This is a genomic window from Maribacter polysaccharolyticus (assembly GCF_028882255.1).
Lineage (GTDB): Bacteria > Bacteroidota > Bacteroidia > Flavobacteriales > Flavobacteriaceae > Maribacter_A > Maribacter_A polysaccharolyticus.
On the sequence record NZ_JARBUY010000007.1, the window covers coordinates 1 to 22,896 of the forward strand.

The following is a 22,896-nucleotide window of genomic DNA, read 5'->3' on the forward strand; positions in this document are numbered from 1 at the left end:
CCAAGTGGGAGAGTAGGCCGCCGCCTTCCTTGAACCCCGACATGCTCCGCATCGTCGGGGTTTTTTTTTGCCCGGATTTTAAGTAGTATGTAAAATAATAAACCATTAATCGACATAAATCCAAGGGACAATCAGGCTTTTCGATGGAATGATTGGCGCTATTTTGTAATTTTGTTTCCTTACTAGGTAATAGGTCATGGTCAAGGAATTGTCATATCATACGGAAGAAAAATGGAATGCAATTTCACATGCCATCGGAGTGGTGTTCGGTATTGTGGCATTGTTTTTCCTACTGCGGCATAATTCCGATAAAACCGAATATGCCCAACTAAGTATCATTATTTACAGTATGTCGTTCATAATACTGTTTTTGGCCTCAACCCTTTACCATTCCGTTTCCAATCCTGGTATAAAACGAAAACTAAGGATATTGGATCATATAAGTATTTACGTATTGATCGCCGGTACCTATACCCCTATGGCCCTCATTACCCTGGTAGATGGCAAAGGGTGGCTTATTTTCTATGTGGTTTGGGGGATAGCAGCTGTGGGGACCCTATTGAAATTGTTCTTTACAGGAAAATTTGAGGCATTCTCCTTGATCTTATATATTGCCATGGGGTGGTTGATTGTTTTGGATTTTCCCAACCTTTTGGAATATTCCTCTAGACTGGGTCTTAAATTACTTTTTTTGGGCGGGGCATTCTATACTGTCGGCACCATCTTTTATGCTTGGAAAAGGATACCTTATAATCATTTTATATGGCATTTGTTTGTGCTTGGAGGGGCACTGAGCCATTGGCTCTTGATATACTGTGATGTCGTGTGAAAGTAGGTACTATTGCCGACAATATTCAGGGTGCGATTATATCACGGTATTCATTGAAGAAAGCTTCAAAAAGTAACATATTATCGTTCAAAAATTCCATCGTTTCCCTCCATGTGTTTTTGTTGTGGATGGAAACATTTTCCAAAAGTACGTACACCCGGGATATTTCTTTCCCATTATCCAATATCAACGAATCATTAAAAACGACTTCTGGGAGATAATCGTTTTTCAGGATCGATTCCAAAGAAGATAATTTATCCCAAAGTGCCATCCGTACGGCCAAATCGGTAGGTTCAATATCCAGCGATACCATGGCTGTTTTCAAACCGAAATGGAACTTTAAGGAAAGGCCTTTGATCTTGGTATTGTACAATATCCATTTACGGGGGAACGATTTTCCGAAAGCAACCCAGAATTCCTGGCGTAATTTCTTTGATTCCTCCTTGCTGAACATTTAAAGGGCATATGCGATTACGATGCCCAATAAAATGACCACCAGTTTTCTCAAATTGAACTTGTGGCCCTCAGAGCTTTCAAAGAGGATAACCGTTGAAATATGTAAAAACACACCTATGACCAATGCGGTGATCGCTACATAGTAGGTAGTGGCAAATTCGAAATGTGCGGCCAGATAATTCCCAATCGGGGTCATCAATGAAAATAGGACCATAAAGAACAGGGCATGGGTAAATTTGATTTTGGAATTCAAAAGAAAAATACTCAATACGATGGCAATCGGTATTTTATGGACAAGAATACCATAAATGAGGTGATCGTGATTTTCAATGGGAAAACCCTCCAATAAAGAATGGATCGATAGACTCACGAACAATAACCATGGGAAATCCGTTTTTTCGGTATCGATATGCATATGGCCATGTTCCGCACCCTTGGAGAAGAATTCAAGGAAAATCTGCAATAAAATACCCAACATGATAAATACGCCTATGGTCTTGGAATCGGATATTTCATAAACCGAAGGGAAAAGTTCGAATATCGTCAATGCCAATAAAAAGGCGCCACTAAAAGCCAAAAGGAGTTTTAAATTTGTATTGTTTGTAGGTTTTACGAAGTATACAAAGGCAAAGCTTAACAACACTCCTAAAATGAGCAGTACATAAGTCATTAATGAAGGTTTAGTGGCAACTACTAATTAAATCCATCTGTCGTGGATGGCGCAAAAATACTGTATTTTTGTGGCAATCTTTATAAAGCATATGAACAATAATTTTAAAATGGTGGCCAAGACCTTATTTGGTTTTGAAGAACTTTTGGCCAAGGAATTACGAAACCTAGGGGCCGGTAATGTCAAAGAGGGCATACGTAACGTTTCGTTTGAAGGGGATACCGGCTTTATGTACAAGGCCAACCTTTGTTTACGTACGGCCATAAAAATAATTAAGCCCATACATTCATTTTCCGTTCGCAACGAAAATGAGCTTTATAAAAAAATCTATCAAATGGATTGGACCGGGATCCTTTCGCCCGATGCGACCTTTGCCATCGATACCACCTTGTTTTCCGATGTATTTACCCATTCGCTTTATGTTTCCCAGAAAATAAAGGATGCCATTGTGGATAAATTTAGGGACACCGACGGAAAACGACCCGATGTTGATGTGAAATTTCCGGATATGCGGATCAATGTCCATATCCATAAGGAACATTGCAACATTTCATTGGATAGTTCCGGAAGGTCTTTGCATCATAGGGGATACAGGACGGCCACCAATATTGCCCCGATCAATGAGGTGTTGGCCTCGGGGTTGCTTTTAATGAGTGGATGGGATGGGCAATCCGACTTTTTGGATCCCATGTGCGGAAGTGGAACCTTTTTGACCGAAGCTGCCATGATCGCATGTAATATACCGGCAAACATCAATAGAAAGGAATTTGCTTTTGAAAAATGGAACGATTTCGATGAGGAACTTTTTGAAAAGATCATTGAAAGTAGTTTAAACAAAACCCGTGAGTTTCATCATAAGATCGTGGGTTATGATAAAGCACCCTCCGCTGTACGTAAAGCCATCGATAATATCGCAAATGCCAATCTCTCGGAATATATTACGGTAGAACGTAAAAGTTTCTTCGACTCGACAAAGTTTACCGAAAACCATTTGCACATGGTTTTTAATCCCCCCTATGGAGAACGTTTGAATCTTGATATGGAGGAATTTTATGCTTCAATTGGCAATACCCTAAAGCAGGAATACCCGGGGACCGATGCATGGTTCATTACCTCCAACCTGGAAGCCTTGAAATTCGTAGGGTTAAGGCCTTCTAGAAAAATCAAGGTATTCAATAGTCATTTAGAATCTCGCTTGGTCAAATATGTGATGTACGAGGGCAGTAAAAAAGCCAAATATCAAAATAAAGACAATGGGTAGCCTATGAAACCGAAAACACGCGCTATGATATTCAATTTTTTGGGTTTTGCCATCTTGTTCCTGCTTATTCGGTTCGCTTTGGGTCAAATTTTTGATATAGGTCGGTTTTACTTGGCCTTGGCCGCAGCTTTTACCGCAAGTATCCTGGCCCCTAAATTTGGGGTGGTTAAAATGAATGAAGATGAAAAAGTCCTAATGAAATGGATTTTCATCAAAGGATTTCGTGAAGTCTGAATGTAAATTGATAGAAGGGATTTTGGGCAAGCTTTAATTTCTAGGGCCTTCACTGTTGTTCATTTCGGGGCGTTCTGGCTGCTGTTCCATTTGTGGTTTTTGCTTTTTGTGCTTGTTCGCCTTTTTGTATAAGGGGATCAAATAGGTGATGGAAAAATTATAACCGACCCCGAATAAACTGCCATCGGTAACTTTATTGAACCCGGGAATGAACAGATTCGAGAAATTATCGGGTTCTTTGTCACTGATTAAAGCGGCAAGCCTTACGCTTCCCCCTAAATAAATATTGGCGAACAATTCGGCTTTTAAGCCCAATACAAATTCGAGCCATGCAGCATTCAACCCGCTAAATTCCTCAGCTTCTTCCGAACCGGTGGCAAAATCATCTTCATACCAATATCTGTCGGAATTGTAATATTGGTAATAATTCAAGGTTTGGCTAAAACTACTGAATGCAAGCCTTCCACCTATATAGATGGAATTATCCATGCCATACCAATTTTCATAAGTGTTGAAATCCACCCCTGCTTTTAGATAACTGCCAGATGTCGTAAAGCTATAAAGGTCTTCCTGTGTGGTCTTCTTTTCATTTCCCAATTCCGCTGCCAGGTAAAACTTATGCGATAGCCTGTAGTCCCCAACGATTTCCAAACCTTGGTAATCGTCATTGGTCTGGTTTAGGATAATACGGCTTAAATCGATTCCTACCCTTAATCCGTACGTCTGTTTGTGTACAACGGTATCTTTGGGCTGCAGGTCAATGGGTTCTTGCTGCGCAAATCCTAAAAAAACGCATAATAAAAGACTACTACTAGTGATAAATCTTAACATGGGCTGAGTCTGAATTTTCTACGGTGGTGTTTACGACTTCAATGCTTTCTATCCAGTTATCCGAATCGGTGGTCAAACTGTCGCTCAGATTTTCGTAATTGGCGACATATCCACAGGCACGGGAAATATAGACCGAGTTCGTCTCGTAGGAGAACGTAAGGACATCAATATTCTCGGTATCTTCATTCGATTCTTGCCGGGATATCAGGAATGAGGTATAGGAGTAGGTAGCCCTTAGGGGAAGCGCGATGGAATCCAAGTCGGCATTGTCGATAACGTCCAAAGTATCGGTTTCCGTTACCCCTTTCACCTCCAGGTTGGTAACATCCTTATATTCGTCGGTGTCCGAAGCATCATAAAATCGGATTACCAATAAAGGTTCATCGCCATCGGTACAAATATCATCTTTCTCACATCCTGAGAAAGACAATATGCCTATGATCAGGATGACAAATGCAGTGCTTATTTTTTTCATGCGGCTATAACTTTTCCAAAAGTACGACATTTTCTACGTGGTGTGTCTGTGGGAACATATCTACGGCCTGTACTTTGGTTAGGGCATAATGATCTTTCATCAAAGCCAGATCCCGGGCCTGGGTAGCACTGTTGCAGCTTACATACACTATTTTTTTAGGGGCGATGTTCAAGAGCTGTTGAACAACATCCTTATGCATACCGTCCCTTGGGGGGTCGGTAATAATAACATCGGGGGTGCCATGTTCCTCGATAAATTCCGTATTGAACACATTTTTCATATCTCCGACGAAGAAGTCGACATTGTCGATTTTGTTGTTGGCAGCGTTTGCTTTGGCATCTTCGATGGCCTCAGGAACAGATTCTATCCCCACAACCTTTTTAGCTTTTTTTGAAACGAATTGGGCAATGGTCCCGGTACCGGTATACAGATCATATACGAGCTCTTCTCCGGTAAGTCCGGCAAAATCCCTGGTTACCTTATACAGTTCATAAGCCTGTTTGGAATTGGTCTGGTAGAACGATTTTGCATTTATTTTGAACTGTAACCCTTCCATTTCCTCTACGATGTAATCCCTGCCCGAAAAGCAGATGATATCCTGGTCATAGATAGTGTCGTTCTGTTTGCTGTTGATCACATATTGCAAGGAAGTTATTTCGGGAAAGGTTTCTTTGAGATGTTGGAGTAAAAGTTCCCTTTTGGCTGTATGGTCCTCAAAACATTGGAGCACGACCATGATCTCTCCGGTAGATGCCGTCCTGATCATCAAGGTGCGTAGCATCCCATGCTGGTTGCGTGGATTGAAAAAAGGGATATTGTTCTTTAGGGCAAAATCTTTCACTTCCAAGCGAATGGCGTTCGAGGGATCTGCCTGTAGGTGACATTTTTTAATATCCAAGATCTTATCCCACATCCCAGGGATGTGGAAACCTAGGGCATTTCGGTCTTTGATTTCAGCTTCCGATTGAATTTCCTCCAAGGATAACCAACGGCTATCCGAAAAAGAGTATTCCATCTTGTTGCGGTAAAAGTACTGCTCTTCAGATCCCAAAATCGCATTAGGTGTCGGAAACTCTAAATGGCCGATGCGTCTTAAGTTGTTTTCAACTTCTTTTTGTTTGTAATACAATTGATGCTCATAGCCCATATGTTGCCATTTACATCCACCACAAATTCCGAAATGTTCGCATTGGGGTGCTGTACGCTTCTCTGAATAAGTATGGAAAGTGGTGGCCACCCCCTCGAAATACGCTTTTCTTTTCTTCGTAGTCCTTACATCCACGACATCACCGGGCACCGTATTGGTCAAAAAAATGACCCTACCGTCCGGGGCTCTACCGACGGTTTTGCCTTTGGCACCTGCATCGATGACTTCAACATTCTCGAAAACTTGATTTCTTCTCTTTTTTCGCATGCAGCAAAAATACTAATAGCAATGCATTTATTACCGAAATCTTTTATGGGATACTGATAAAAATATCCTAAAAGAAGCACCTGTATTGCATTCAACCGTGGTAAATAATCCATTAGAGGTTCCTGCTCCAGGATTCGATTGGATAGTGTGGTGTTTTAAACGGACTGAACCGCGATATATGGGCTCTTGGGCTGAAATCCATATTCGATTATAAAAGACCCTTGAAAGGATAATATTTTCTATTTTTGTTTACCACGATAGGATGATTTCTCTCCCTAAGAAGGAATTGCTGAAATTTTAATGAAAAATCGAATAACATGTCGGTCTTAGAAAATAAAGGTTCCAATGAGGCTATCGCCTTGGAAGAAAAGTACGGAGCACAAAATTACCATCCTTTGCCCGTGGTTTTAAGTAAGGGGGAAGGGGTATATGTATGGGATGTGGAAGGAAAGAAATACTACGATTTCCTGTCGGCCTATTCCGCTGTAAATCAAGGTCATTGTCACCCCAAAATCGTTAACGCCTTAAAATCACAGGCCGAAAGATTAACGTTGACATCCAGGGCATTTTATAATGATATGCTCGGAAAATACGAAAAGTATGTGACGGACTATTTTGGTTTTGATAAGGTATTACCCATGAATACGGGTGCCGAAGCTGTTGAGACGGCAATAAAGTTGGCACGTAAATGGGGTTATGAGAAAAAGGGGATTGAAGCCAATAAGGCAAAGATCATCGTTTGCCAGAATAATTTTCACGGAAGGACGATAACCATTATTTCTGCATCCAACGATCCAGTGGCTACCGAGAATTTCGGGCCGTTTACCCCAGGGATCGTTTCTATCCGCTATAATGATATCCAAGCATTGGAGGAGGCCTTGGAAGATGGGAATGTAGCGGCGTTCTTAGTGGAACCCATACAGGGTGAAGCCGGTGTTTTCGTTCCCGATGGGAATTACTTAAGTGAAGCTTTGCATTTATGTAAATCGAAAAACGTGCTTTTCATTGCGGATGAAGTACAGACAGGAATTGCCAGGACGGGACGTCTTTTGGCCACCTGTGGCAATTGTTCTTGTCCCGATAGATCATGTAGCGGTTCCCCAGAGGTGAAACCCGATATACTTATTTTGGGTAAGGCGATTTCGGGAGGGGTATTCCCGGTTTCCGCCGTATTGGCCAATAATGATATCATGGAGGTGATACGCCCCGGTAACCACGGTTCCACTTTTGGAGGCAATCCTTTGGCCTGTGCCGTGGCCATTGCGGCGCTAGAGGTAGTGAAAGAAGAGAAACTTGCAGAGAATGCCGATCGATTGGGTGAACTTTTCAGAAGTGAAATGGAAAAATTGATCGCGCAGACCGATTTGGTCTTAAAGGTCCGTGGCAAAGGGCTGTTGAATGCCATTTTGATCAATGATACGGAAGACAGTTCCACAGCCTGGGACATATGTATGGCCCTAAAGGAAAACGGACTTTTGGCCAAACCAACCCATGGCAATATCATTAGGTTCGCACCGCCCTTGGTCATGACCAAGGAGCAGTTATTGGATTGTGTGTCGATCATCTCGAAAACCCTGAGAGAATTTAAAAAATAAAAAAATCCCCTGAAGTTTTCCAGGGGATTTTTTTGAATGGATTTGCTATTTGCCGATCATTGAAAAGCACCTTCAGAGGCGGCACCGGCTATTATAGCTGCAATAACCCCAAAATAAATTATGGTGAAAACCAATAATATGGCGGCCAAAGCAATTCCGATATAGGAAAGGATCCTCCCGGTTTTTACATTATCGTACCCCGAATATCTTTCCGGTTCAATATGGTATATACGTTCGGCCTTTTTAGCCTTTGAAAGTCCTATTATGCCGAAAATGCCCCCAAAGGGTCCACAACATAATAAGGTCAATACTATTGACAATATACCAAAAGTCAATACATTCCCGGAATCGGGTAAGGTTTCTCTATGCATGGTTATGATTTACGTTTATGCCAGTGGTTTATTGTAATTGGTCCATCATATCCTGAATCTGCTCCATATAAGCATCCCAACCTCCCATTTGTTGAACGGAGTATATAGTCCAGATCAATGAGCATACGCCTAAAACCAGACCAATGATAGCTACGATCTTAACGGTTTTCAAGGTGCTGTAATTGCTGTAGTTCTCGGGATTCTGTTTGTACAGGTTCTCATCTTTTTTGGTCAATAAAAAAGCGATACCTGAAAGTACGATTCCTCCGATTCCGGCACTAAAACAGCAGCAAATAAACGATAATATCGAAAGTATTAGGGATAGGGTTACATTAGGTAATTTTTGTTGTTCCATAATTTAAAGGGTTAGGTTGTTATATAAATTTCAAGATGTAGTTACCGAGTATCAACACGACACTCGAAACCATTAAGGTAATTATGATTTTGTTGGAAAATTTGATCGTAAAAAAACTATCGGCCAATAAAAAGCCCAATAAGGGGATAATGGTATAAATGGCCGGGTACATGGCAAAGGCCTCGGCAAATTCGCCCTGTAATAAAAAGGAAACCGCACGTTGGGCTCCACAACCAGGACAATCGAAACCAAATAATTTTTTGTTCAGGCACGGGAGCATATAATCATCCAAGGAGATCATGAAATTGGCCAGTTGCATTTTTCCATTTATTATTATTTGGGGAAAATAACCATTATTTTTGGGGTATAAAATAAATTTATGCGGCTTTTTAAAGTAGGGGATAAGGTAGAGGTGCTCGATGGAATGGAACATGGGGTCGTGGTCACGGTAAACGGTACTGAAATCACCATTGAAACCGAAGATGGTTTCGAAATGCAATTTGCCGATAATGAATTGGTTAAAATACCCCATACCGATGCCATACGGGTAACGAACTATGAAGTGGCCCGGGTCAAGTCGGAAAAGGAAGTAACCAAAAAAAAGAAAACGACCGTTTTTAAGGCTAAGGAACGCAATGCCCCCAAAATGGAAGTTGATCTACATATTAACCAATTGGTAAAATCCCCCAAGGGGATGAGCAATTATGAGATGTTGAATTTACAAATGGAAACGGCTAAGCGCCAATTGGAATTTGCCATGCAAAAACGCATACAAAAAGTGGTCTTTATCCATGGGGTCGGTGAAGGGGTCCTTAAGGAAGAACTCCATTTTCTGTTCGGTCGGTACGACAATATAAAATATTATGATGCCGATTACCAAAAATACGGATTGGGGGCTACCGAGATCTATATTTACCAAAATAGCTGAAACTATTCCGTGGAGGTGGTGACGCTACCAAAATTTTCAATACTTAAATCGGTAATTCGGGTGTTTTCGGAAGTAACGAAAGAAATGTCACCTAAGGTAATCTCATGGGTGTAGGTAATGGAATCATCAGTGGTTGTGGTGATATAGACATAACCGCTTTCGGCTTCCATTTCCTCTTCTACGAAAGGTGTGGAATCCGGAATGATATTGCAAAAATAATCGCTGTCCACATCATCGGAAAAAAGGCGATAGGTCAAGGAGGAGTCATCTGGGATTTCACTGGTTATCGTTGATTCTGAAACTTCATTCAGCAATACGTCGTCGGGTAAAACAAGGATCAGGGCCTCATCATCACTGATTTTGAACAGCACGGTCGTTACCCCTACGGTAACATCGTCACAGTACTCGATGTCCTCACTGTCGAAATCAATGGTCTCAATCTGTAAATCACCATCACTACACGAAAGAAGCAAGGCGAATAGGCATAAAATAAATAGGTTTTTCATGCCTCAAATTTAAATCAAATAAACAATAAGTTTATCTACTTTGGGATAGATTTTACATTTTAATCCTTTAATTTTGCCCATCTTTTAGATGTAAGCCTACCCATGAAAAATGTTTATCTAGACAATGCGGCCACCACCCGGGTCAGGGATGAAGTCGTTCTGCGAATGCAAGGCGTATTGACAGATTGTTATGGGAATCCGTCGTCGACGTACGGTCAGGGCCGTAAAGCCAAAACGGCCGTTGAAACCGCGCGTAAAACCATAGCCAAAGAACTAAAGGCCCACCCCTCTGAGGTCATTTTCACTTCCGGTGGGACCGAGGCGGATAATATGGTACTCAGGAGTGCCGTTCGCGATTTGGGGGTCGAAACCATTATAACCTCCAAAATTGAGCATCATGCGGTATTGCATACGGCCCAGGATCTCGTAGCCGATCATGGCATTGCCGTAAAATATGTCGCACTCGATGAAAGCGGCAATCCACAAACCTCCCATTTACAGGAATTGTTGCAAGAAGACGATACCAAAAAAATGGTAAGTCTCATGCAGGTCAATAATGAGATCGGTAACTTATTGGCGATTGACGAAGTGGTTAAAATGTGTAAGGCGAACGGGGCGTTGTTCCATTCCGATACGGTTCAGGCCATTGGGCATTATAAATGGGACGTGAGTAAGACACCTATAGATTTTTTGGTCGCTTCGGCCCATAAGTTCCACGGCCCTAAGGGGGTCGGCTTTTTATTTGTACGCCAACATTCGGGATTGAAACCGATGATTTCCGGGGGAGGTCAGGAAAGGGGACTTCGGGCTGGCACCGAAGCCGTACATAATATAGTAGGTCTTGAAGAGGCGTTTAAAATCGCCTATCGAAATCTTGCGGAAGAACGGACCTATATTGAGGGACTCAAACGCTATTTCATCGATCAGGTAAGGCAACAGATACCCGGGGTGTTTTTTAACGGACTTTCAGGTTCCATGGAAAAGAGTACCTACACGTTGGTAAATATCGGTTTGCCTTTGGATGATGATAAGACAAAAATGCTTTTGTTCAATTTGGACATGAAAGGCATCTCTTGTTCCAAAGGCAGTGCGTGCCAATCAGGTAGTGATGCAGGGTCCCATGTGCTGAATGAATTGCTCAGTGAAGAAGCGCTCAAAAAAACGTCGTTGAGATTTTCATTTTCCAGCTACAATGGTATCGAAGAGTTGGATTATACGATCGGGGTGTTAAAGGAGTTGGTGGAAGGTTAATCTTTGTTCTTGTCCTTGTCTTTTTTCTTTTCCCGGTCATACGGAAATTTTCGTGCGGCAAGTTTCATCATCTTGTCGATTAAATCAAAAGTGTTCTTCCCTGTCTTTTTATCGATTTTTTTCTCGTATTTCCAAAGTAACTTGCCGGATTGCCCATCACTTATCTTAATGCCGATTCGGCCATAATAGGAATCCCCCATGAAATAATCCATAAAATTGAATTCCGTTGGGACACCTTTGGACAATAGGATGTTGAGATCTATGCTGCCGCTGATTATACCATCGACCTGTAAAATTTCACTTAGCTGTTTCGTAGTATAGATGTCAATATTTTCGTAGGTAATATTGTGCTGGGCCAGCATGGCATTGGTGTTCTTGGTATTTTGGAACTCGACGGAAAATTTCTTTTTCGTCTTCCGTTTGGAGAAATAGGTTTCCAGGGCATTTTGAACGGTATAACCTTCTTTCTCCTTCAATCGTTCCAATTCATCTTTTGGGATATCATGTTTTAAATCCAAATTGGTTAGGAATGGTAAAATGGCCAAAACTTTATGATCCTGACTTAACCGATCAAAATTCTTATGTTCATAGATATTTTTTTGGGCACTTACCAAATAACCGCTCATGAGGAGCATCAATACAAATAACTTTTTCATTTCATCAATTGTTGACGGCTGTTTCTTTTTCACATCCGCATTTTAAGTCGTACGTTCCATACCCGACTTGTCCTATAATTGGGAACGGCAAAATTCATTTTTGCCCTTTACATCCTTGATCCATGTATTGGTGATCGAGTTTTGGTTATTGAACAGATTAAAGATTTCGAAACCAACACTCACTTCCTTAAATCCATGAAACCAAGGGTTTTTTCCATAATTGTTTTTCCCGGCTACAAAAATATGTGAAATTCCTAAATCTGCACGTTTATAATCCCTTAATCTATTCTGAAAAATATAAGGATCGGCATAACTGTGCGATCCCCTTGGGAACCCCGGTAGTATAAACGGGATTGAGGTGCATTTTTAAATTCATGATGGCGGGTACATCATCCTGGAAAAGAATCCCCAATTTGGAAGTTGGTCGATTGTTCTCGATAAAATTCCTTGCCATGGCACTTTCATAGGTAACAGGCGGGAATTCAAAAGCAGTTTCGGGTTGGTTGTTGGTATATTCGATAGGCGGGGGCGTACCGAAAAACCTGCTGAATCCATATAAAAGGATTCCCTTAGTCGGTCGCGAATGTCTTCATGGGTGTATTTTACACCCCATTCCAATGTTCTTTTTCCGTTAAAAACGCTTCCCCGTTGTTCCAGATTAACGATCAGGGCATTTCAAGGTGTTAATTTCTATAAAAGGTTACCTCGTAGGTGGTACTGTTCCCTACATTGTCCTTAACGTTGACCTTTAGCAGGCATTGTTTTTTATCCAAAATCCTATCGTCGAAATTATAGGTTAAGGTTTTGGTTTTGGGTTCGTACTCCATAAGGATCCATTCCCCGTTCAAAGTTGCGGAATACGTATCGATACCGCTGAGGTCATCCGAGATCATTAGGCTTAAATAACGGTAGTTGGTAAGCCATTGTTTATTTTTAAAGTTTTTCGTCCTGATCTTAGGGGCAATGGTATCCTTGACCAGGGTGTAGGTGCCCAAGTTTCGGGTTCGTGTGCTGAATGTATTGCCCCTTTTATAGGTAGACGTATAGCTGGGTTTCAAATGTTTGTCCAATCGGGCAATGAAAAGTTGTTTGCGTTCTTCCTCGGTATATTTCGAAACATCGAAGGTCATGGTGAAATTCTTGTGGGCCGGTACGTGATTGTTATGTACCTTGACCGTATCGTTGCCTTTTTCCAGATCTATATAGAAATCTTCGTAGAAGGTATTGGCTGGGAAATATACTTTCGCCAATCCCAAATCGTAATTATTGGGGCGTTTGGCAATCAGGTAGTTATCGGTTTTGGGATTTTCATCCTTGATTTTAAGGTCTTGTTTTTTCCCTTCTACCGGAATGATCAATTTGGTCAAATTACCTTCCCAATCGTAAATCAAAATTTCAACGGTATAGGAAAGTCCTTCATTCACAACGATTTTGCCGTCATTGACCAAAGTGTTGTAGATGCTCAGATGGTTGCCCGGACTTTTAAAGCATTTTTGGATACGTTGTCGGTATTTGCCAAAGTGATCGTAATCTATCAATGTGTTGATATAGCGTGTTTCCGCAAAGGAGAAACTCTCAAAATCATATTCCGTATTTACCTGGCCATTCACTACCTGCCGTACCGAATACACGCCATTTTTGTTTGCGGCCAGATCTTGGCGGTCAAAACCGATAAAACCAAAACCAATCGTTCCGAGGGCAGTAACTTTGTCGGCAAGGAAAGAACCGTCTTTTTGACGCGTAAAGTTGATCTGTGTTTTCGTGGCACTTTGGTTAAGTTGGGCATTTTCGGATAACGGATAACCATAAAGGCCTACCAAAGTCGGGTTGGTGGCATCCCTTACCTCTAGGCCGTACATTAGGGGATTCGTGGGTTTTTCCGAAATGCTGTTCCTTATTTCAAAATGTAAATGGGGACCCGATGAACCACCCGTATTTCCACTATAAGCAATGATTTCACCTTTTTTAAGTTCAATCTCCCCATACTCGGGAAAAGCCTCCACTTCGTACGACTTTTTACTGTATTGTAACTTTTTTATGTACTCCTCGATTTTTGGGGCGAATTTCTGTAAATGGCCATAAACCGAAGTGTACCCGTTGGGGTGGGCTACATATAAGACTTTTCCGTATCCCCATAATGCCACTTTGATCCTTGTTACCGTACCGTTTCCTATGGCGTACACGGGCAGTCCCTGTCTTTGCTGGGTTTTTATGTCGATTCCGGAATGGAAATGATTGCTGCGTAGTTCGCCGAAAGTGCCTGCCAGTACCAAAGGAATGTCCAGGGGAGGACGGAATTCCTCCATCGGATATGCAGCGTCCTGGGCCGAAATACCCAGTGAAAAAAGTAATAGAAAAATAAGAAATCTTTTGCCCATGTTTTTTTTTGATCTTGGAAATCTTGTATTCGAATACGACGTATAAATAGTAAGAATACGGTATTGGAATACGTAAATAAGCGATAAAATTAATCAGATGGAAACAATTAACCGCCATCAAGGGTCAAAAACTGTCCGGAATTCGGAATGTTTCATCTTTTATGGCTCTTAATATCAGTATTTAAAGTAATACTTAAAGATTATTTTGAAAAAGTATTGCCCAGTGTTTATATCTATGTTAACTTTGTGTAATAGGCATTGGGTATTGTATATGAGCGAATTGGTCAAAATTGTTGATTCCTTGGAAAACAAAGTCAGTAAGTTGTTACATCAATTACAGATGTTGCAACATGCTAATGAGAAGTTGAAAGAGGAACTGGTTTCTACTAGAAACCAAATGCATTTGACCGAGAAAGTTGTTTTCGAATGGGAACAAAAGTATAATTCACTCAAACTTGCAAATTCGATGCTTGGCAGTAATACAAATAAAACAGAAGCTAAGCTTAAGATAAATACATTAATCAGGGAGTTGGATCATTGTATTTCCCAACTTGCTGAATAAGGTTAAAATTAAAATGTCAGAAAGGCTCAAAATCAAACTTTCGATTGCTGATAGGGTGTATCCCTTGACAATCGATCCCAGCCAAGAGGAGGGATTGCGTAAAGCCGCGAAGAATATTGAGCAATTGGCAAAAAAATTTGAACAGAGTTATGCCGTAAGGGACAAACAGGATGTACTTGCAATGTGTGCATTGCAGTTTGCATCCAAAATTGAACAGCGTGGTATAGATCAATCTGAAGGCAATCAAGAGGCCACTGCTCGATTAAGGGCATTGGACGAATTGTTGGATTCAAAGCTAGGTATTAAATAAAATAAGTTCTTTTAAATAACAATAAGTTACTGCCCACATTGGTATTATCTTTTGACAAACTCAACATTAATTAGTTTAAAAAGGGTGAGTTTAGATTGTAAAAGCAGGCCTTACTCGTATAAGGATCCTTGATCAGTCTGTTAGCCCTAAACCTGTTTACAGGAGTTTGTACAAAACTTCCCCAATGTGGGTTTTTTTTATATTATAAATATTCAAATTATGGACATTACCACACTTATATTAGTCGCAATCGGAGGCCTGGTCATAGGGTTCATTATTGCGAAGTTTTTGGAGAAAGGAAAGGCTTCAAAGACCATCAGCAATGCGAAAAAAGAAGCCAGTTCAATCCTGAAAGAGGCTAAACTCGAAGGGGAGAACGTTAAGAAAGACAAGATTCTGCAGGCTAAGGAGAAGTTCTTGGAATTAAAGGCCGAGCATGAGAAAGTCATCATCAACAAGGATAAGAAGATCGCTGAGGCGGAAAAGCGGACAAGGGACAAGGAATCCCAAGTCAGCAACGAGCTGGCGAAGAACAGGAAACTCAACGAGCAGTTAGAGCGAAAAATAAAGGATATTGCCCATCGGGAAGAATTCTTCGAGAAAAAGCAAGAAGAGTTGGAAAAACTGCATAACAATCAGGTACAGCAGTTGGAGGTGATTTCTGGATTGTCTGCCGACGAAGCAAAAAGCCAGTTGATGGAATCGTTGAAAGAGAATGCAAAGACCGATGCCATGGCGTATTTGCAAACCACCATGGAGGAAGCGAAATTAACAGCCCAGCAAGAAGCACGAAAAATCGTTATCAATACCATTCAGCGAATCGGTACGGAGGAAGCTGTGGAGAATTGTGTATCGGTGTTTAATTTGGAATCGGACGATGTAAAAGGACGTATCATTGGTCGTGAGGGTCGTAATATACGGGCCATTGAGGCCGCTACGGGGGTAGAGATCATCGTTGACGATACCCCGGAGGCCATTATTCTTTCTTGTTTTGATTCCGTCCGAAGGGAAATAGCAAGATTGTCGTTGCATAAATTGGTGACCGATGGTAGAATCCATCCAGCACGTATCGAGGAAATCGTGCGTAAGACCGAAAAACAAATAGAACAAGAGATCGTGGAGATAGGGAAACGTACGGTTATCGATTTAGGTATCCACGGACTGCATCCCGAACTGATCAAAGCGGTCGGTAGGATGAAATACCGTTCTTCTTATGGCCAAAACCTACTGCAACACTCCAGGGAGGTTGCCAAACTATGTGGTGTGATGGCAGCGGAATTAGGATTGAACCCCAAATTGGCCAAAAGGGCCGGACTTTTACATGATATCGGAAAGGTGCCGAATACAGAGGCCGAGGTAGAAACCCCACATGCCATTCTAGGGATGCAATGGGCCGAGAAATACGGTGAAAAACCAGACGTGTGCAACGCAATAGGTGCCCACCACGATGAAATTGAAATGAAGACCTTGATATCCCCGATCATCCAGGTTTGCGATGCGATCAGCGGAGCAAGACCAGGAGCGCGTAGACAGGTATTGGATTCCTATATCCAACGTCTTAAGGATTTGGAGGAAATCGCTTTTGCCTTCAATGGGGTACAAAAGGCGTATGCGATCCAAGCAGGAAGGGAACTTCGTGTAATTGTGGAAAGTGAAAAGGTGAGCGATGATAAGGCCGCCCAATTATCATTTGAGATATCCCAAAAAATACAGACCGATATGACCTATCCAGGTCAGGTTAAGGTGACCGTAATCAGGGAAACCCGATCGGTAAATGTCGCGAAATAACAATTTCGTGTCATAGGAAGATAAAAAGGGGCTTAAGGCCCCTTTTTCAGCTTGTTATGGGGAAATACATTTTGGATAAAGTATGACCGATGTCATTTTTTATCAAAATCGTTTAAGGTAAAATTGCAGTTAATTTTAAAGCCTGGTGATGAACATTACGGAAGCGATAAAAAAGTTGAAAAAGGAAAAGAATGCGGTTATTTTGGCGCATTATTACCAATATCCCGAAATTCAGGATATCGCTGATTATGTTGGTGATAGTCTCGGTTTGTCCCAAATGGCGGCCGAAACCGACGCGGATATCATCGTATTCGCCGGTGTTCATTTTATGGCCGAAACGGCAAAGATCCTGAACCCCGAGAAAAAGGTGCTATTGCCGGATCTTACGGCTGGGTGTTCTTTGGCCGACTCTTGTCCACCTGAAAAGTTCAAGGAATTCATCGATGCCTATCCGGACCATACGGTGATTACCTATGTGAATTGCTCTGCGGAGGTAAAAGCAATGACCGATATCGTCTGTACATCTGGCAATGCCTTGAAAATCGTGGAATCCTTGCCCAAGGATGAACCCATTATTTTTGCGCCGGATAAGAATCTCGGCCAGTACGTAAATAAAGAGACAGGAAGGAACATGTTGCTTTGGGACGGTAGTTGTGTGGTACATGAAGCTTTTAGCTTGGAAAAATTGTTGGACTTGTTCAAACAACATCCAGATGCCTTGATCATTGCACATCCTGAATCTGAAGAACATATTTTGAAAACAGCCAATTATATCGGTTCTACGGCCGGAATGATCAATTTCGTCAAGAAGTATCCGAATAAGAAATTCATTGTCGCCACAGAAGTAGGATTATTGCACAAAATGCAGCAGGCGGTTCCCAAAGCTGAATTGATTCCGGCCCCAACAAAGGAGGACAATACATGCGCTTGCAGTGAATGTGCCTACATGAAAGTAAACACCTTGCAAAAACTTCACGATTGTTTGTTGAATGAATCCCCGGAGGTAAATGTGTTGAAAGAAACCAGGGAAAAAGCCTTGGTACCCATTCAGCGCATGTTGGATCTTTCCTAAACGTATGGTTGAAACCAATTATTTGGTAATAGGCTCTGGGGTGGCGGGCCTCACCTTTGCAGTTAAAATGGCCGAAAAACATGCGGCAAGAAAAGTCGTTATCGTTACCAAAGCCGATGCCGATGAATCGAATACCAAGTATGCCCAAGGGGGGATTGCCGTGGTAATGGACATGAAAGGGGACTCCTTTCAAAAACACATACAGGATACCCTAATAGCGGGAGACGGAATCTGCGATAGGGAAGTTGTTGAAATGGTCGTAAAAGAAGGGCCACAACGGCTTAAAGAACTGATTGCTTGGGAAGCCAACTTTGACCTGACCGCTGATGGTGGATTTGATTTAGGAAAAGAAGGGGGACATTCCGAATACCGTGTGGTACACCATAAGGATGTCACGGGTTATGAAGTCGAAAGGGCCCTTCTGGAACGGGTACATCAGTTGCCGAATATTGAACTGTTAGCGCATCATTTTGCCATCGATCTGATCACCGATCACCATTTGGGTCCAAAAAAAGGAGATCTGCTTTCCTGTTATGGAGCGTATGTATTGAACCAAAGAAATGGGGAAATACGGACCATAAAAGCAATAAATACGGTATTGGCCTCTGGAGGTATCGGTAGGGTGTACGGCCATACCACCAACCCGATTATCGCGACCGGGGACGGTATTGCCATGGCCTATAGGGCAAAAGCGATGGTGCGTGATATGGAGTTTGTTCAATTTCATCCTACGGCATTGTACAATCCTGAAGGAGGATCCTACTTTTTGATTTCTGAGGCTGTACGTGGTTTTGGGGCTTATCTGCGCAATAAGGCAGGATACCGATTTATGCCCGATTATGACGCAAGGGCAGAGTTGGCTTCAAGGGATATCGTCTCCCAAAGTATTGATAACGAGTTGAAGAAAACGGGGGATTCACATGTTTTCTTGGATTGCACCCACTTGGATATGGCTGCATTCAAAAAGCATTTTCCCAATATCTACGACAAATGTTTGGAATACCATATTGACGTTGAAAAAGATTGGATTCCGGTCGTTCCTGCCTCACACTACCTATGTGGGGGCATCGTAGTCGATAAGCAAGGAAAGACTTCCATACGTAATTTATATGCTTGTGGTGAATGTTCGGGAACGGGGTTGCATGGGGCGAATCGATTGGCTTCGAATTCCCTTTTGGAAGCCTTGGTATATGCCCATAATATTTTTGAGGATTTAAGCAATGATACGGGGGATTCAATACCATTGGACATCCCGGATTGGAACGATGAGGGTACCCGAATCCCCAAAGAACATATATTGATCCAGCATAACCTAAAAGAACTTCAGGCCTTGATGCGGGATTATGTGGGTATCGTTCGAAGTGACAAAAGATTGCAAAAGGCGGTGGCCCGATTGGATGTGATCTATAACGATATCGAGGAATTATATCGGGAATCGAAGGTCACAACTTCGCTTTGTGAGCTTCGGAACATGATCAATGTGGCGCATTTGATTATCAGTCAATCCCTAGAGCAAAAAGAGAATAGGGGAGGGTATTTTAATTTGGACCGCCTGGATCAGGTCGAAAACCAACTTAGTTAGTCCCTTCTTTAGCCAAAAGTTTTGCCATGACCAATTTGGGGGTTCGATCTACTTTGAACAATCCCCAGTGTTTTTCAGGTTCATGGGCTTCGGGAGATCCTTTCCACGGTTCATCAAAAGCCTCAAAAACAAAGGTAAGGATACTCGCTTCCGCAGACCAAGTCACCAAATCGTTATAATAAATATTCTGATGTTCCTCACTGACATTACTTGGGCAAATACCTTTTCCATTGGAAAAAGTTGTCCAACCCGCTTCGGTGATGACTACAGGTTTATGGGGATAGGTATCCGCTACGGCATAATAGTTTTGTTTGGTATATTCCAATGCCTCATGAATGTTCTTATACTCCCACACCGGGTAGGTATGTATCGAAATAAAATCGACGGCTTCAACCAAATCCTTTAGTTTGTCGAGCCAAGGAAGGTAGTTTTCGCAAAAGGTCACCGGCTGTTTTGCCCCTTTTTTGATCATTTTGACGTACTTGATGACGCTGTCAACAGGGACATAATGGTCTGTCCAATCAACACAAGCTTCATTTCCTGCGGATAACGCGAAAATGATATCGGGAAATTGGTTGGCCAAATGGATCAATTTTTCGATTTGGGTGCCATTGGTTCTTTTGTTTTTCTCCAGCTGCTCTTCGGAGTATGACCCACCGCCCCATGGGCATCCGTAATTGTTCGCCTCTGCTACGATATAGGCCCCAAGCATTACTTTGAAATCAAGTTTTTCTTTTCGGATGACATCCAGGACAATATCGGTATGTTCATCGCAATCATACAAACGAAGATATTTCCAATGGTTTTCAAGGATTAAAAGGTCTTCCTTTACCTCTTCATAACTCGGGTAAACACCTCCGGGATTTTGTCCTTCCCGAAAACCGGAATAGCAAATGGCATTTCCAGGTTCAATATGTAGTGCTTTCGTGTATTCCATGCGACAAGGTGCTGACAAGTGCTTTGATTTAGGGTTATCGTACTTTTAGAATTTAAGCTTTTCATCTTTGTCCCAAAGGCCCCAAAATGCCCCGACATCCCCTTCGGAACCTATTTTCCATGATTCATCAAAAGAAGAGAAATAGAACATGTCGATACTTTCTTCCTTGGACCACTTTTGTGAATTGAGAAAATATTTTAAAAAGTTTTCGTAAGATGGATGTGCCCCTTCAAGTCCGGTTCCTTGGCTGGGCCAACCGGTTTCGGTAACAATGACCTTTTTCCCATTGGCGGCTTGAAGTGCTCTTTGGTACATGTCTTTCATGTACAGTAGGGAATAGTCTAGGTCACAGCCTTCCCAAAAGGGGTAACAGTTGGCTAAAATGACATCACAGGCCTCTGCGATACCCGGGCGATCAACAAACTCATAATAGGCATCGACATACCCGACCTGTATATTGGGCAAAGCCTCTTTAACCTGATAGATATAGTCTAGCAATTCTTCCTCGGTCAAATCTCCCCTATACATCACCTCATTACCCACTGCAGCGATATCAACATAACCTTCATGGGCCAATTCAATGAGGTTGGCGATTTCTTTTTCATTGGTAATGGGGTCATCTCCCAACCACGCCCCGACCAGGGTCTTGAGGCCGTATTCATGGGCGATTCTGGGAATCGCCTCATTGCCTTCGGTACAGGAAAATGAGCGTATCCATTTGGTATAGGGCTTTATGAGCTGCATGCGCCGTCGTATCTGTGCTTCCGTAATGATATCACAAGGTTTTTGCCCCTCTTCATAAGGACTGAAACAAATGCCGTGCATGCCGCTTTTCAAGACCTTATGGCACTCATTTTTTAAATCTTCTGTAGTTTTGCCGGCATAGTCCAAGGTGGCCAATGCCAATTTCTTTTCTTTTCTTACGGATGACATAATCTACGAATTATATTGTTTTAGCCTGTATTTAACGATCCAAGTCAATGGGTTAGGGGGTTGGTTCATTTTTATTTTATTTTGAATCTGCAATGCGCTTTCGTTCATCGAGCAGGGTACGTACTTCATTGGCACGTTCTTCGCTTATATCGTAATTACGCATTACGTACATCGCGATAAGTGTTCCTGCCATAGGGAAAAAGCAAAAGAAGGCATGGAGTCCGTTTACCGCAGATTGTTGGTCAATAGTAGCGAGGTCGGGGTTAAAGCCGACTATCGCAATGATAAGCCCACTGAGTGCTCCTGCGATAGCAAATCCAACTTTGACCATCCACCAATAAATTGCGCCAAAAATACCTTCTCTACGTTTGCCGGAATTGAGTTCGTCAATATCTATTACATCCGCTGTCATGGACATCATAATCGTAAATAAGCTCCCTATTCCAAAAGAAAAGAATGGTAGGCCAATAATATACATCCAAGGTTTACCCGGTACAAAGAGAAAGTACAACATAATATAACCCAATACCGAAATGGCCTGTGACACCATGAACGCTTTTTTCTTGCCCATTACCGTAGCCATTTTGGCAACAACCGGAATAACGATAAAGGTGGTGACCAGAGCCCCTAAACAGCCGAATAATGCGACCCAAATACCGGAGGCGTCGGCATCTCCATTGAATAGTTTATATACAATGACAAAAAAGGTCAGTGATGCTACGGTATTGAATGCATTGAAAATCAAGAACGTGGCGATACAGATTTCCCTGAATTGTTTTATTTTGAAAGCCGCCTTAAAGCTGTCGATGATCTTAATTAAACTACTGCCGATAGTAGATACATTCAAGGGTTCATAATTTTCATTGAGGGTAGATCTACTTTTTATGAATATCGCAGGTACCATGGCGGAAATCGCGCAAGGTATTGCAACCCATATGGCAAGTTCCCGAACGGCTACATCGGCAGAAGGAAACCATTCAGGGTCGTACATGATAATCCAAAATAATGGGGCGATGACCCAAGCCCATTGTCCGATCCATTGTGCTATGGCCATGATATTGGTGCGCTCATGGAAATCATTGCTCATTTCATATCCCATGGCCACATAAGGCACACTGAAAAATGTAAGTCCCAAATAAAAAACGATAGACCAGATAAAGAAATACCAAAAATTGTATTGCAGGGAATCTTCGGCATAGAGCTGCCACATAAAAATAAAGGCTACGCCCATTAGAAGTCCACCAATGAGAATATACTGTTTTCGTCTTCCCCATTTCGATTTGGTATTATCCGAAATAAAACCCATGATCGGGTCTGTGATCGAGTCGAAAATCCTAGGAAAGAAATAGATCAGCGACCACATCCAACCTGGAAATCCTAAATCTTCTACCAAGACAACCATGAAAATCCCAAGAATCGCAGGAAACATTTGGTTGGCGAACATACCAATTCCGAAGGCTACTTTTTGCCCGAAGGGGACTTTATTGATCGTTGTTGACATG

25 protein-coding genes and 1 other RNA gene are annotated in these 22,896 nt (G+C 42.0%); 12 read left to right on the forward strand and 14 right to left on the reverse strand.

What is annotated here, in order from left to right; translation table 11 throughout:
• Positions 1 to 196: 196 nt before the first annotated feature.
• The gene (trhA, locus tag PHU20_RS18025) at positions 197 to 829 is read left to right on the forward strand and encodes a PAQR family membrane homeostasis protein TrhA (protein ID WP_274826807.1); all 633 of its coding nucleotides are present in this window, start codon (positions 197 to 199) and stop codon (positions 827 to 829) included.
• A 25-nt stretch (positions 830 to 854) separates the two neighbouring features.
• On the opposite strand, the gene PHU20_RS18030 is transcribed toward trhA, so the two are convergent.
• Both PHU20_RS18030 and PHU20_RS18035 read right to left on the reverse strand, forming a co-directional pair.
• Entirely contained in the window at positions 855 to 1,283 is a 429-nt protein-coding gene (locus PHU20_RS18030; RefSeq protein ID WP_274826808.1) for a DUF4268 domain-containing protein, read from the reverse strand.
• Positions 1,284 to 1,955, reverse strand: a complete 672-nt coding sequence (locus PHU20_RS18035; RefSeq protein WP_274826809.1) for a ZIP family metal transporter — start codon at positions 1,953 to 1,955, stop codon at positions 1,284 to 1,286.
• A 91-nt stretch (positions 1,956 to 2,046) separates the two neighbouring features.
• Between PHU20_RS18035 and PHU20_RS18040 the strand changes: the two genes are divergently transcribed.
• Positions 2,047 to 3,216 (forward strand): THUMP domain-containing class I SAM-dependent RNA methyltransferase, encoded by a 1,170-nt coding sequence (locus tag PHU20_RS18040; protein WP_274826810.1) that lies wholly within the window; start codon positions 2,047 to 2,049, stop codon positions 3,214 to 3,216.
• A gap of 24 nt (positions 3,217 to 3,240) precedes the next feature.
• Positions 3,241 to 3,450: a hypothetical protein gene (locus PHU20_RS18045; protein ID WP_274826811.1), complete on the forward strand. Its 210-nt coding sequence runs from the start codon at positions 3,241 to 3,243 to the stop codon at positions 3,448 to 3,450.
• 33 nt (positions 3,451 to 3,483) lie between these two features.
• Here the strand turns inward: PHU20_RS18045 and PHU20_RS18050 are convergent, their stop codons facing one another.
• From PHU20_RS18050 to rlmD, 3 genes are read right to left on the reverse strand one after another with little or no spacing between them, the layout of a single operon-like run.
• On the reverse strand, positions 3,484 to 4,281 hold the full coding sequence (locus tag PHU20_RS18050; protein ID WP_274826812.1) for a DUF6048 family protein: 798 nt from the start codon (positions 4,279 to 4,281) through the stop codon (positions 3,484 to 3,486).
• Positions 4,262 to 4,756, reverse strand: coding sequence for a DUF6452 family protein (locus PHU20_RS18055; RefSeq protein ID WP_274826813.1), 495 nt, complete (start codon positions 4,754 to 4,756; stop codon positions 4,262 to 4,264). Before PHU20_RS18055 ends, PHU20_RS18050 begins: the two co-directional genes overlap by 20 nt.
• A 4-nt stretch (positions 4,757 to 4,760) precedes the next feature.
• A complete protein-coding gene (gene rlmD, locus PHU20_RS18060; protein WP_274826814.1) occupies positions 4,761 to 6,170 on the reverse strand; it encodes a 23S rRNA (uracil(1939)-C(5))-methyltransferase RlmD in 1,410 nt (469 codons plus the stop codon).
• Between the two features lie 317 nt (positions 6,171 to 6,487).
• On the opposite strand from rlmD, the gene rocD reads away from it, so the two are divergent.
• Entirely contained in the window at positions 6,488 to 7,765 is a 1,278-nt protein-coding gene (rocD, locus tag PHU20_RS18065; protein WP_274826815.1) for an ornithine--oxo-acid transaminase, read from the forward strand.
• A gap of 56 nt (positions 7,766 to 7,821) precedes the next feature.
• On the opposite strand, the gene PHU20_RS18070 is transcribed toward rocD, so the two are convergent.
• From PHU20_RS18070 to PHU20_RS18080, 3 genes are read right to left on the reverse strand one after another with little or no spacing between them, the layout of a single operon-like run.
• The gene (locus tag PHU20_RS18070; protein WP_274826816.1) at positions 7,822 to 8,136 is read right to left on the reverse strand and encodes a CCC motif membrane protein; all 315 of its coding nucleotides are present in this window, start codon (positions 8,134 to 8,136) and stop codon (positions 7,822 to 7,824) included.
• Between the two features lie 28 nt (positions 8,137 to 8,164).
• Complete coding sequence (locus PHU20_RS18075) at positions 8,165 to 8,491, reverse strand: CCC motif membrane protein (RefSeq protein ID WP_274826817.1); 327 nt, start codon at positions 8,489 to 8,491, stop codon at positions 8,165 to 8,167.
• 19 nt (positions 8,492 to 8,510) lie between these two features.
• Complete coding sequence (locus tag PHU20_RS18080; RefSeq protein WP_274826818.1) at positions 8,511 to 8,810, reverse strand: DUF2752 domain-containing protein; 300 nt, start codon at positions 8,808 to 8,810, stop codon at positions 8,511 to 8,513.
• Positions 8,811 to 8,870: 60 nt separating this feature from the next.
• Here PHU20_RS18080 and PHU20_RS18085 point away from each other — a divergent pair, with 60 nt between their 5' ends.
• On the forward strand, positions 8,871 to 9,419 hold the full coding sequence (locus PHU20_RS18085) for a Smr/MutS family protein (RefSeq protein WP_274826819.1): 549 nt from the start codon (positions 8,871 to 8,873) through the stop codon (positions 9,417 to 9,419).
• A 2-nt stretch (positions 9,420 to 9,421) separates the two neighbouring features.
• Here the strand turns inward: PHU20_RS18085 and PHU20_RS18090 are convergent, their stop codons facing one another.
• Positions 9,422 to 9,925, reverse strand: a complete 504-nt coding sequence (locus tag PHU20_RS18090; RefSeq protein WP_274826820.1) for a hypothetical protein — start codon at positions 9,923 to 9,925, stop codon at positions 9,422 to 9,424.
• Positions 9,926 to 10,027: 102 nt separating this feature from the next.
• Here PHU20_RS18090 and PHU20_RS18095 point away from each other — a divergent pair, with 102 nt between their 5' ends.
• Entirely contained in the window at positions 10,028 to 11,176 is a 1,149-nt protein-coding gene (locus tag PHU20_RS18095) for a cysteine desulfurase family protein (protein ID WP_274826821.1), read from the forward strand.
• Here the strand turns inward: PHU20_RS18095 and PHU20_RS18100 are convergent.
• Positions 11,173 to 11,832, reverse strand: a complete 660-nt coding sequence (locus PHU20_RS18100; RefSeq protein WP_274826822.1) for a hypothetical protein — start codon at positions 11,830 to 11,832, stop codon at positions 11,173 to 11,175. The two genes, PHU20_RS18095 and PHU20_RS18100, sit on opposite strands and share 4 nt — an antisense overlap.
• Before the next feature lie 683 nt (positions 11,833 to 12,515).
• Positions 12,516 to 14,210 carry a M23 family metallopeptidase gene (locus PHU20_RS18105; protein WP_274826823.1) on the reverse strand — a complete coding sequence of 565 codons (1,695 nt, stop codon included), beginning with the start codon at positions 14,208 to 14,210 and terminating at the stop codon, positions 12,516 to 12,518.
• Positions 14,211 to 14,481: 271 nt separating this feature from the next.
• Here PHU20_RS18105 and PHU20_RS18110 point away from each other — a divergent pair, with 271 nt between their 5' ends.
• The 6 genes from PHU20_RS18110 to nadB all read left to right on the forward strand — a co-directional run bounded on the left by PHU20_RS18110 (position 14,482) and on the right by nadB (position 19,524).
• Positions 14,482 to 14,772 carry a hypothetical protein gene (locus PHU20_RS18110; protein ID WP_274826824.1) on the forward strand — a complete coding sequence of 97 codons (291 nt, stop codon included), beginning with the start codon at positions 14,482 to 14,484 and terminating at the stop codon, positions 14,770 to 14,772.
• Between the two features lie 13 nt (positions 14,773 to 14,785).
• The gene (locus PHU20_RS18115; protein ID WP_274826825.1) at positions 14,786 to 15,082 is read left to right on the forward strand and encodes a cell division protein ZapA; all 297 of its coding nucleotides are present in this window, start codon (positions 14,786 to 14,788) and stop codon (positions 15,080 to 15,082) included.
• Positions 15,083 to 15,140: 58 nt separating this feature from the next.
• Positions 15,141 to 15,250: non-coding RNA, 6S RNA (ssrS, locus tag PHU20_RS18120), on the forward strand.
• Positions 15,251 to 15,301: 51 nt separating this feature from the next.
• Positions 15,302 to 16,870: a ribonuclease Y gene (gene rny / locus PHU20_RS18125; RefSeq protein ID WP_274826826.1), complete on the forward strand. Its 1,569-nt coding sequence runs from the start codon at positions 15,302 to 15,304 to the stop codon at positions 16,868 to 16,870.
• A 148-nt stretch (positions 16,871 to 17,018) separates the two neighbouring features.
• Entirely contained in the window at positions 17,019 to 17,942 is a 924-nt protein-coding gene (nadA, locus tag PHU20_RS18130) for a quinolinate synthase NadA (RefSeq protein ID WP_274826827.1), read from the forward strand.
• A 4-nt stretch (positions 17,943 to 17,946) separates the two neighbouring features.
• Positions 17,947 to 19,524: an L-aspartate oxidase gene (nadB, locus tag PHU20_RS18135; RefSeq protein ID WP_274826828.1), complete on the forward strand. Its 1,578-nt coding sequence runs from the start codon at positions 17,947 to 17,949 to the stop codon at positions 19,522 to 19,524.
• Here the strand turns inward: nadB and PHU20_RS18140 are convergent.
• The 3 genes from PHU20_RS18140 to PHU20_RS18150 all read right to left on the reverse strand — a co-directional run bounded on the left by PHU20_RS18140 (position 19,517) and on the right by PHU20_RS18150 (position 22,895).
• Entirely contained in the window at positions 19,517 to 20,461 is a 945-nt protein-coding gene (locus PHU20_RS18140; RefSeq protein WP_274826829.1) for a glycosyl hydrolase family 17 protein, read from the reverse strand. The two genes, nadB and PHU20_RS18140, sit on opposite strands and share 8 nt — an antisense overlap.
• Positions 20,462 to 20,506: 45 nt before the next feature.
• Positions 20,507 to 21,394: a glycoside hydrolase family 17 protein gene (locus PHU20_RS18145; protein WP_274826830.1), complete on the reverse strand. Its 888-nt coding sequence runs from the start codon at positions 21,392 to 21,394 to the stop codon at positions 20,507 to 20,509.
• Between the two features lie 76 nt (positions 21,395 to 21,470).
• Complete coding sequence (locus tag PHU20_RS18150; RefSeq protein ID WP_274826831.1) at positions 21,471 to 22,895, reverse strand: MFS transporter; 1,425 nt, start codon at positions 22,893 to 22,895, stop codon at positions 21,471 to 21,473.
• Position 22,896: the final 1 nt, after the last annotated feature.

What these genes read in the sequence shown, in the direction of transcription:
- trhA (WP_274826807.1), top strand. Translation starts at nt 197, where the DNA reads ATGGTCAAGGAATTGTCATATCATACGGAAGAAAAATGGAATGCAATT.
- PHU20_RS18030 (WP_274826808.1), bottom strand. Translation starts at nt 1,283, where the DNA reads ATGTTCAGCAAGGAGGAATCAAAGAAATTACGCCAGGAATTCTGGGTT.
- PHU20_RS18035 (WP_274826809.1), bottom strand. Translation starts at nt 1,955, where the DNA reads ATGACTTATGTACTGCTCATTTTAGGAGTGTTGTTAAGCTTTGCCTTT.
- PHU20_RS18040 (WP_274826810.1), top strand. Translation starts at nt 2,047, where the DNA reads ATGAACAATAATTTTAAAATGGTGGCCAAGACCTTATTTGGTTTTGAA.
- PHU20_RS18045 (WP_274826811.1), top strand. Translation starts at nt 3,241, where the DNA reads ATGATATTCAATTTTTTGGGTTTTGCCATCTTGTTCCTGCTTATTCGG.
- PHU20_RS18050 (WP_274826812.1), bottom strand. Translation starts at nt 4,281, where the DNA reads ATGTTAAGATTTATCACTAGTAGTAGTCTTTTATTATGCGTTTTTTTA.
- PHU20_RS18055 (WP_274826813.1), bottom strand. Translation starts at nt 4,756, where the DNA reads ATGAAAAAAATAAGCACTGCATTTGTCATCCTGATCATAGGCATATTG.
- rlmD (WP_274826814.1), bottom strand. Translation starts at nt 6,170, where the DNA reads ATGCGAAAAAAGAGAAGAAATCAAGTTTTCGAGAATGTTGAAGTCATC.
- rocD (WP_274826815.1), top strand. Translation starts at nt 6,488, where the DNA reads ATGTCGGTCTTAGAAAATAAAGGTTCCAATGAGGCTATCGCCTTGGAA.
- PHU20_RS18070 (WP_274826816.1), bottom strand. Translation starts at nt 8,136, where the DNA reads ATGCATAGAGAAACCTTACCCGATTCCGGGAATGTATTGACTTTTGGT.
- PHU20_RS18075 (WP_274826817.1), bottom strand. Translation starts at nt 8,491, where the DNA reads ATGGAACAACAAAAATTACCTAATGTAACCCTATCCCTAATACTTTCG.
- PHU20_RS18080 (WP_274826818.1), bottom strand. Translation starts at nt 8,810, where the DNA reads ATGCAACTGGCCAATTTCATGATCTCCTTGGATGATTATATGCTCCCG.
- PHU20_RS18085 (WP_274826819.1), top strand. Translation starts at nt 8,871, where the DNA reads ATGCGGCTTTTTAAAGTAGGGGATAAGGTAGAGGTGCTCGATGGAATG.
- PHU20_RS18090 (WP_274826820.1), bottom strand. Translation starts at nt 9,925, where the DNA reads ATGAAAAACCTATTTATTTTATGCCTATTCGCCTTGCTTCTTTCGTGT.
- PHU20_RS18095 (WP_274826821.1), top strand. Translation starts at nt 10,028, where the DNA reads ATGAAAAATGTTTATCTAGACAATGCGGCCACCACCCGGGTCAGGGAT.
- PHU20_RS18100 (WP_274826822.1), bottom strand. Translation starts at nt 11,832, where the DNA reads ATGAAAAAGTTATTTGTATTGATGCTCCTCATGAGCGGTTATTTGGTA.
- PHU20_RS18105 (WP_274826823.1), bottom strand. Translation starts at nt 14,210, where the DNA reads ATGGGCAAAAGATTTCTTATTTTTCTATTACTTTTTTCACTGGGTATT.
- PHU20_RS18110 (WP_274826824.1), top strand. Translation starts at nt 14,482, where the DNA reads ATGAGCGAATTGGTCAAAATTGTTGATTCCTTGGAAAACAAAGTCAGT.
- PHU20_RS18115 (WP_274826825.1), top strand. Translation starts at nt 14,786, where the DNA reads ATGTCAGAAAGGCTCAAAATCAAACTTTCGATTGCTGATAGGGTGTAT.
- rny (WP_274826826.1), top strand. Translation starts at nt 15,302, where the DNA reads ATGGACATTACCACACTTATATTAGTCGCAATCGGAGGCCTGGTCATA.
- nadA (WP_274826827.1), top strand. Translation starts at nt 17,019, where the DNA reads ATGAACATTACGGAAGCGATAAAAAAGTTGAAAAAGGAAAAGAATGCG.
- nadB (WP_274826828.1), top strand. Translation starts at nt 17,947, where the DNA reads ATGGTTGAAACCAATTATTTGGTAATAGGCTCTGGGGTGGCGGGCCTC.
- PHU20_RS18140 (WP_274826829.1), bottom strand. Translation starts at nt 20,461, where the DNA reads ATGGAATACACGAAAGCACTACATATTGAACCTGGAAATGCCATTTGC.
- PHU20_RS18145 (WP_274826830.1), bottom strand. Translation starts at nt 21,394, where the DNA reads ATGTCATCCGTAAGAAAAGAAAAGAAATTGGCATTGGCCACCTTGGAC.
- PHU20_RS18150 (WP_274826831.1), bottom strand. Translation starts at nt 22,895, where the DNA reads ATGTCAACAACGATCAATAAAGTCCCCTTCGGGCAAAAAGTAGCCTTC.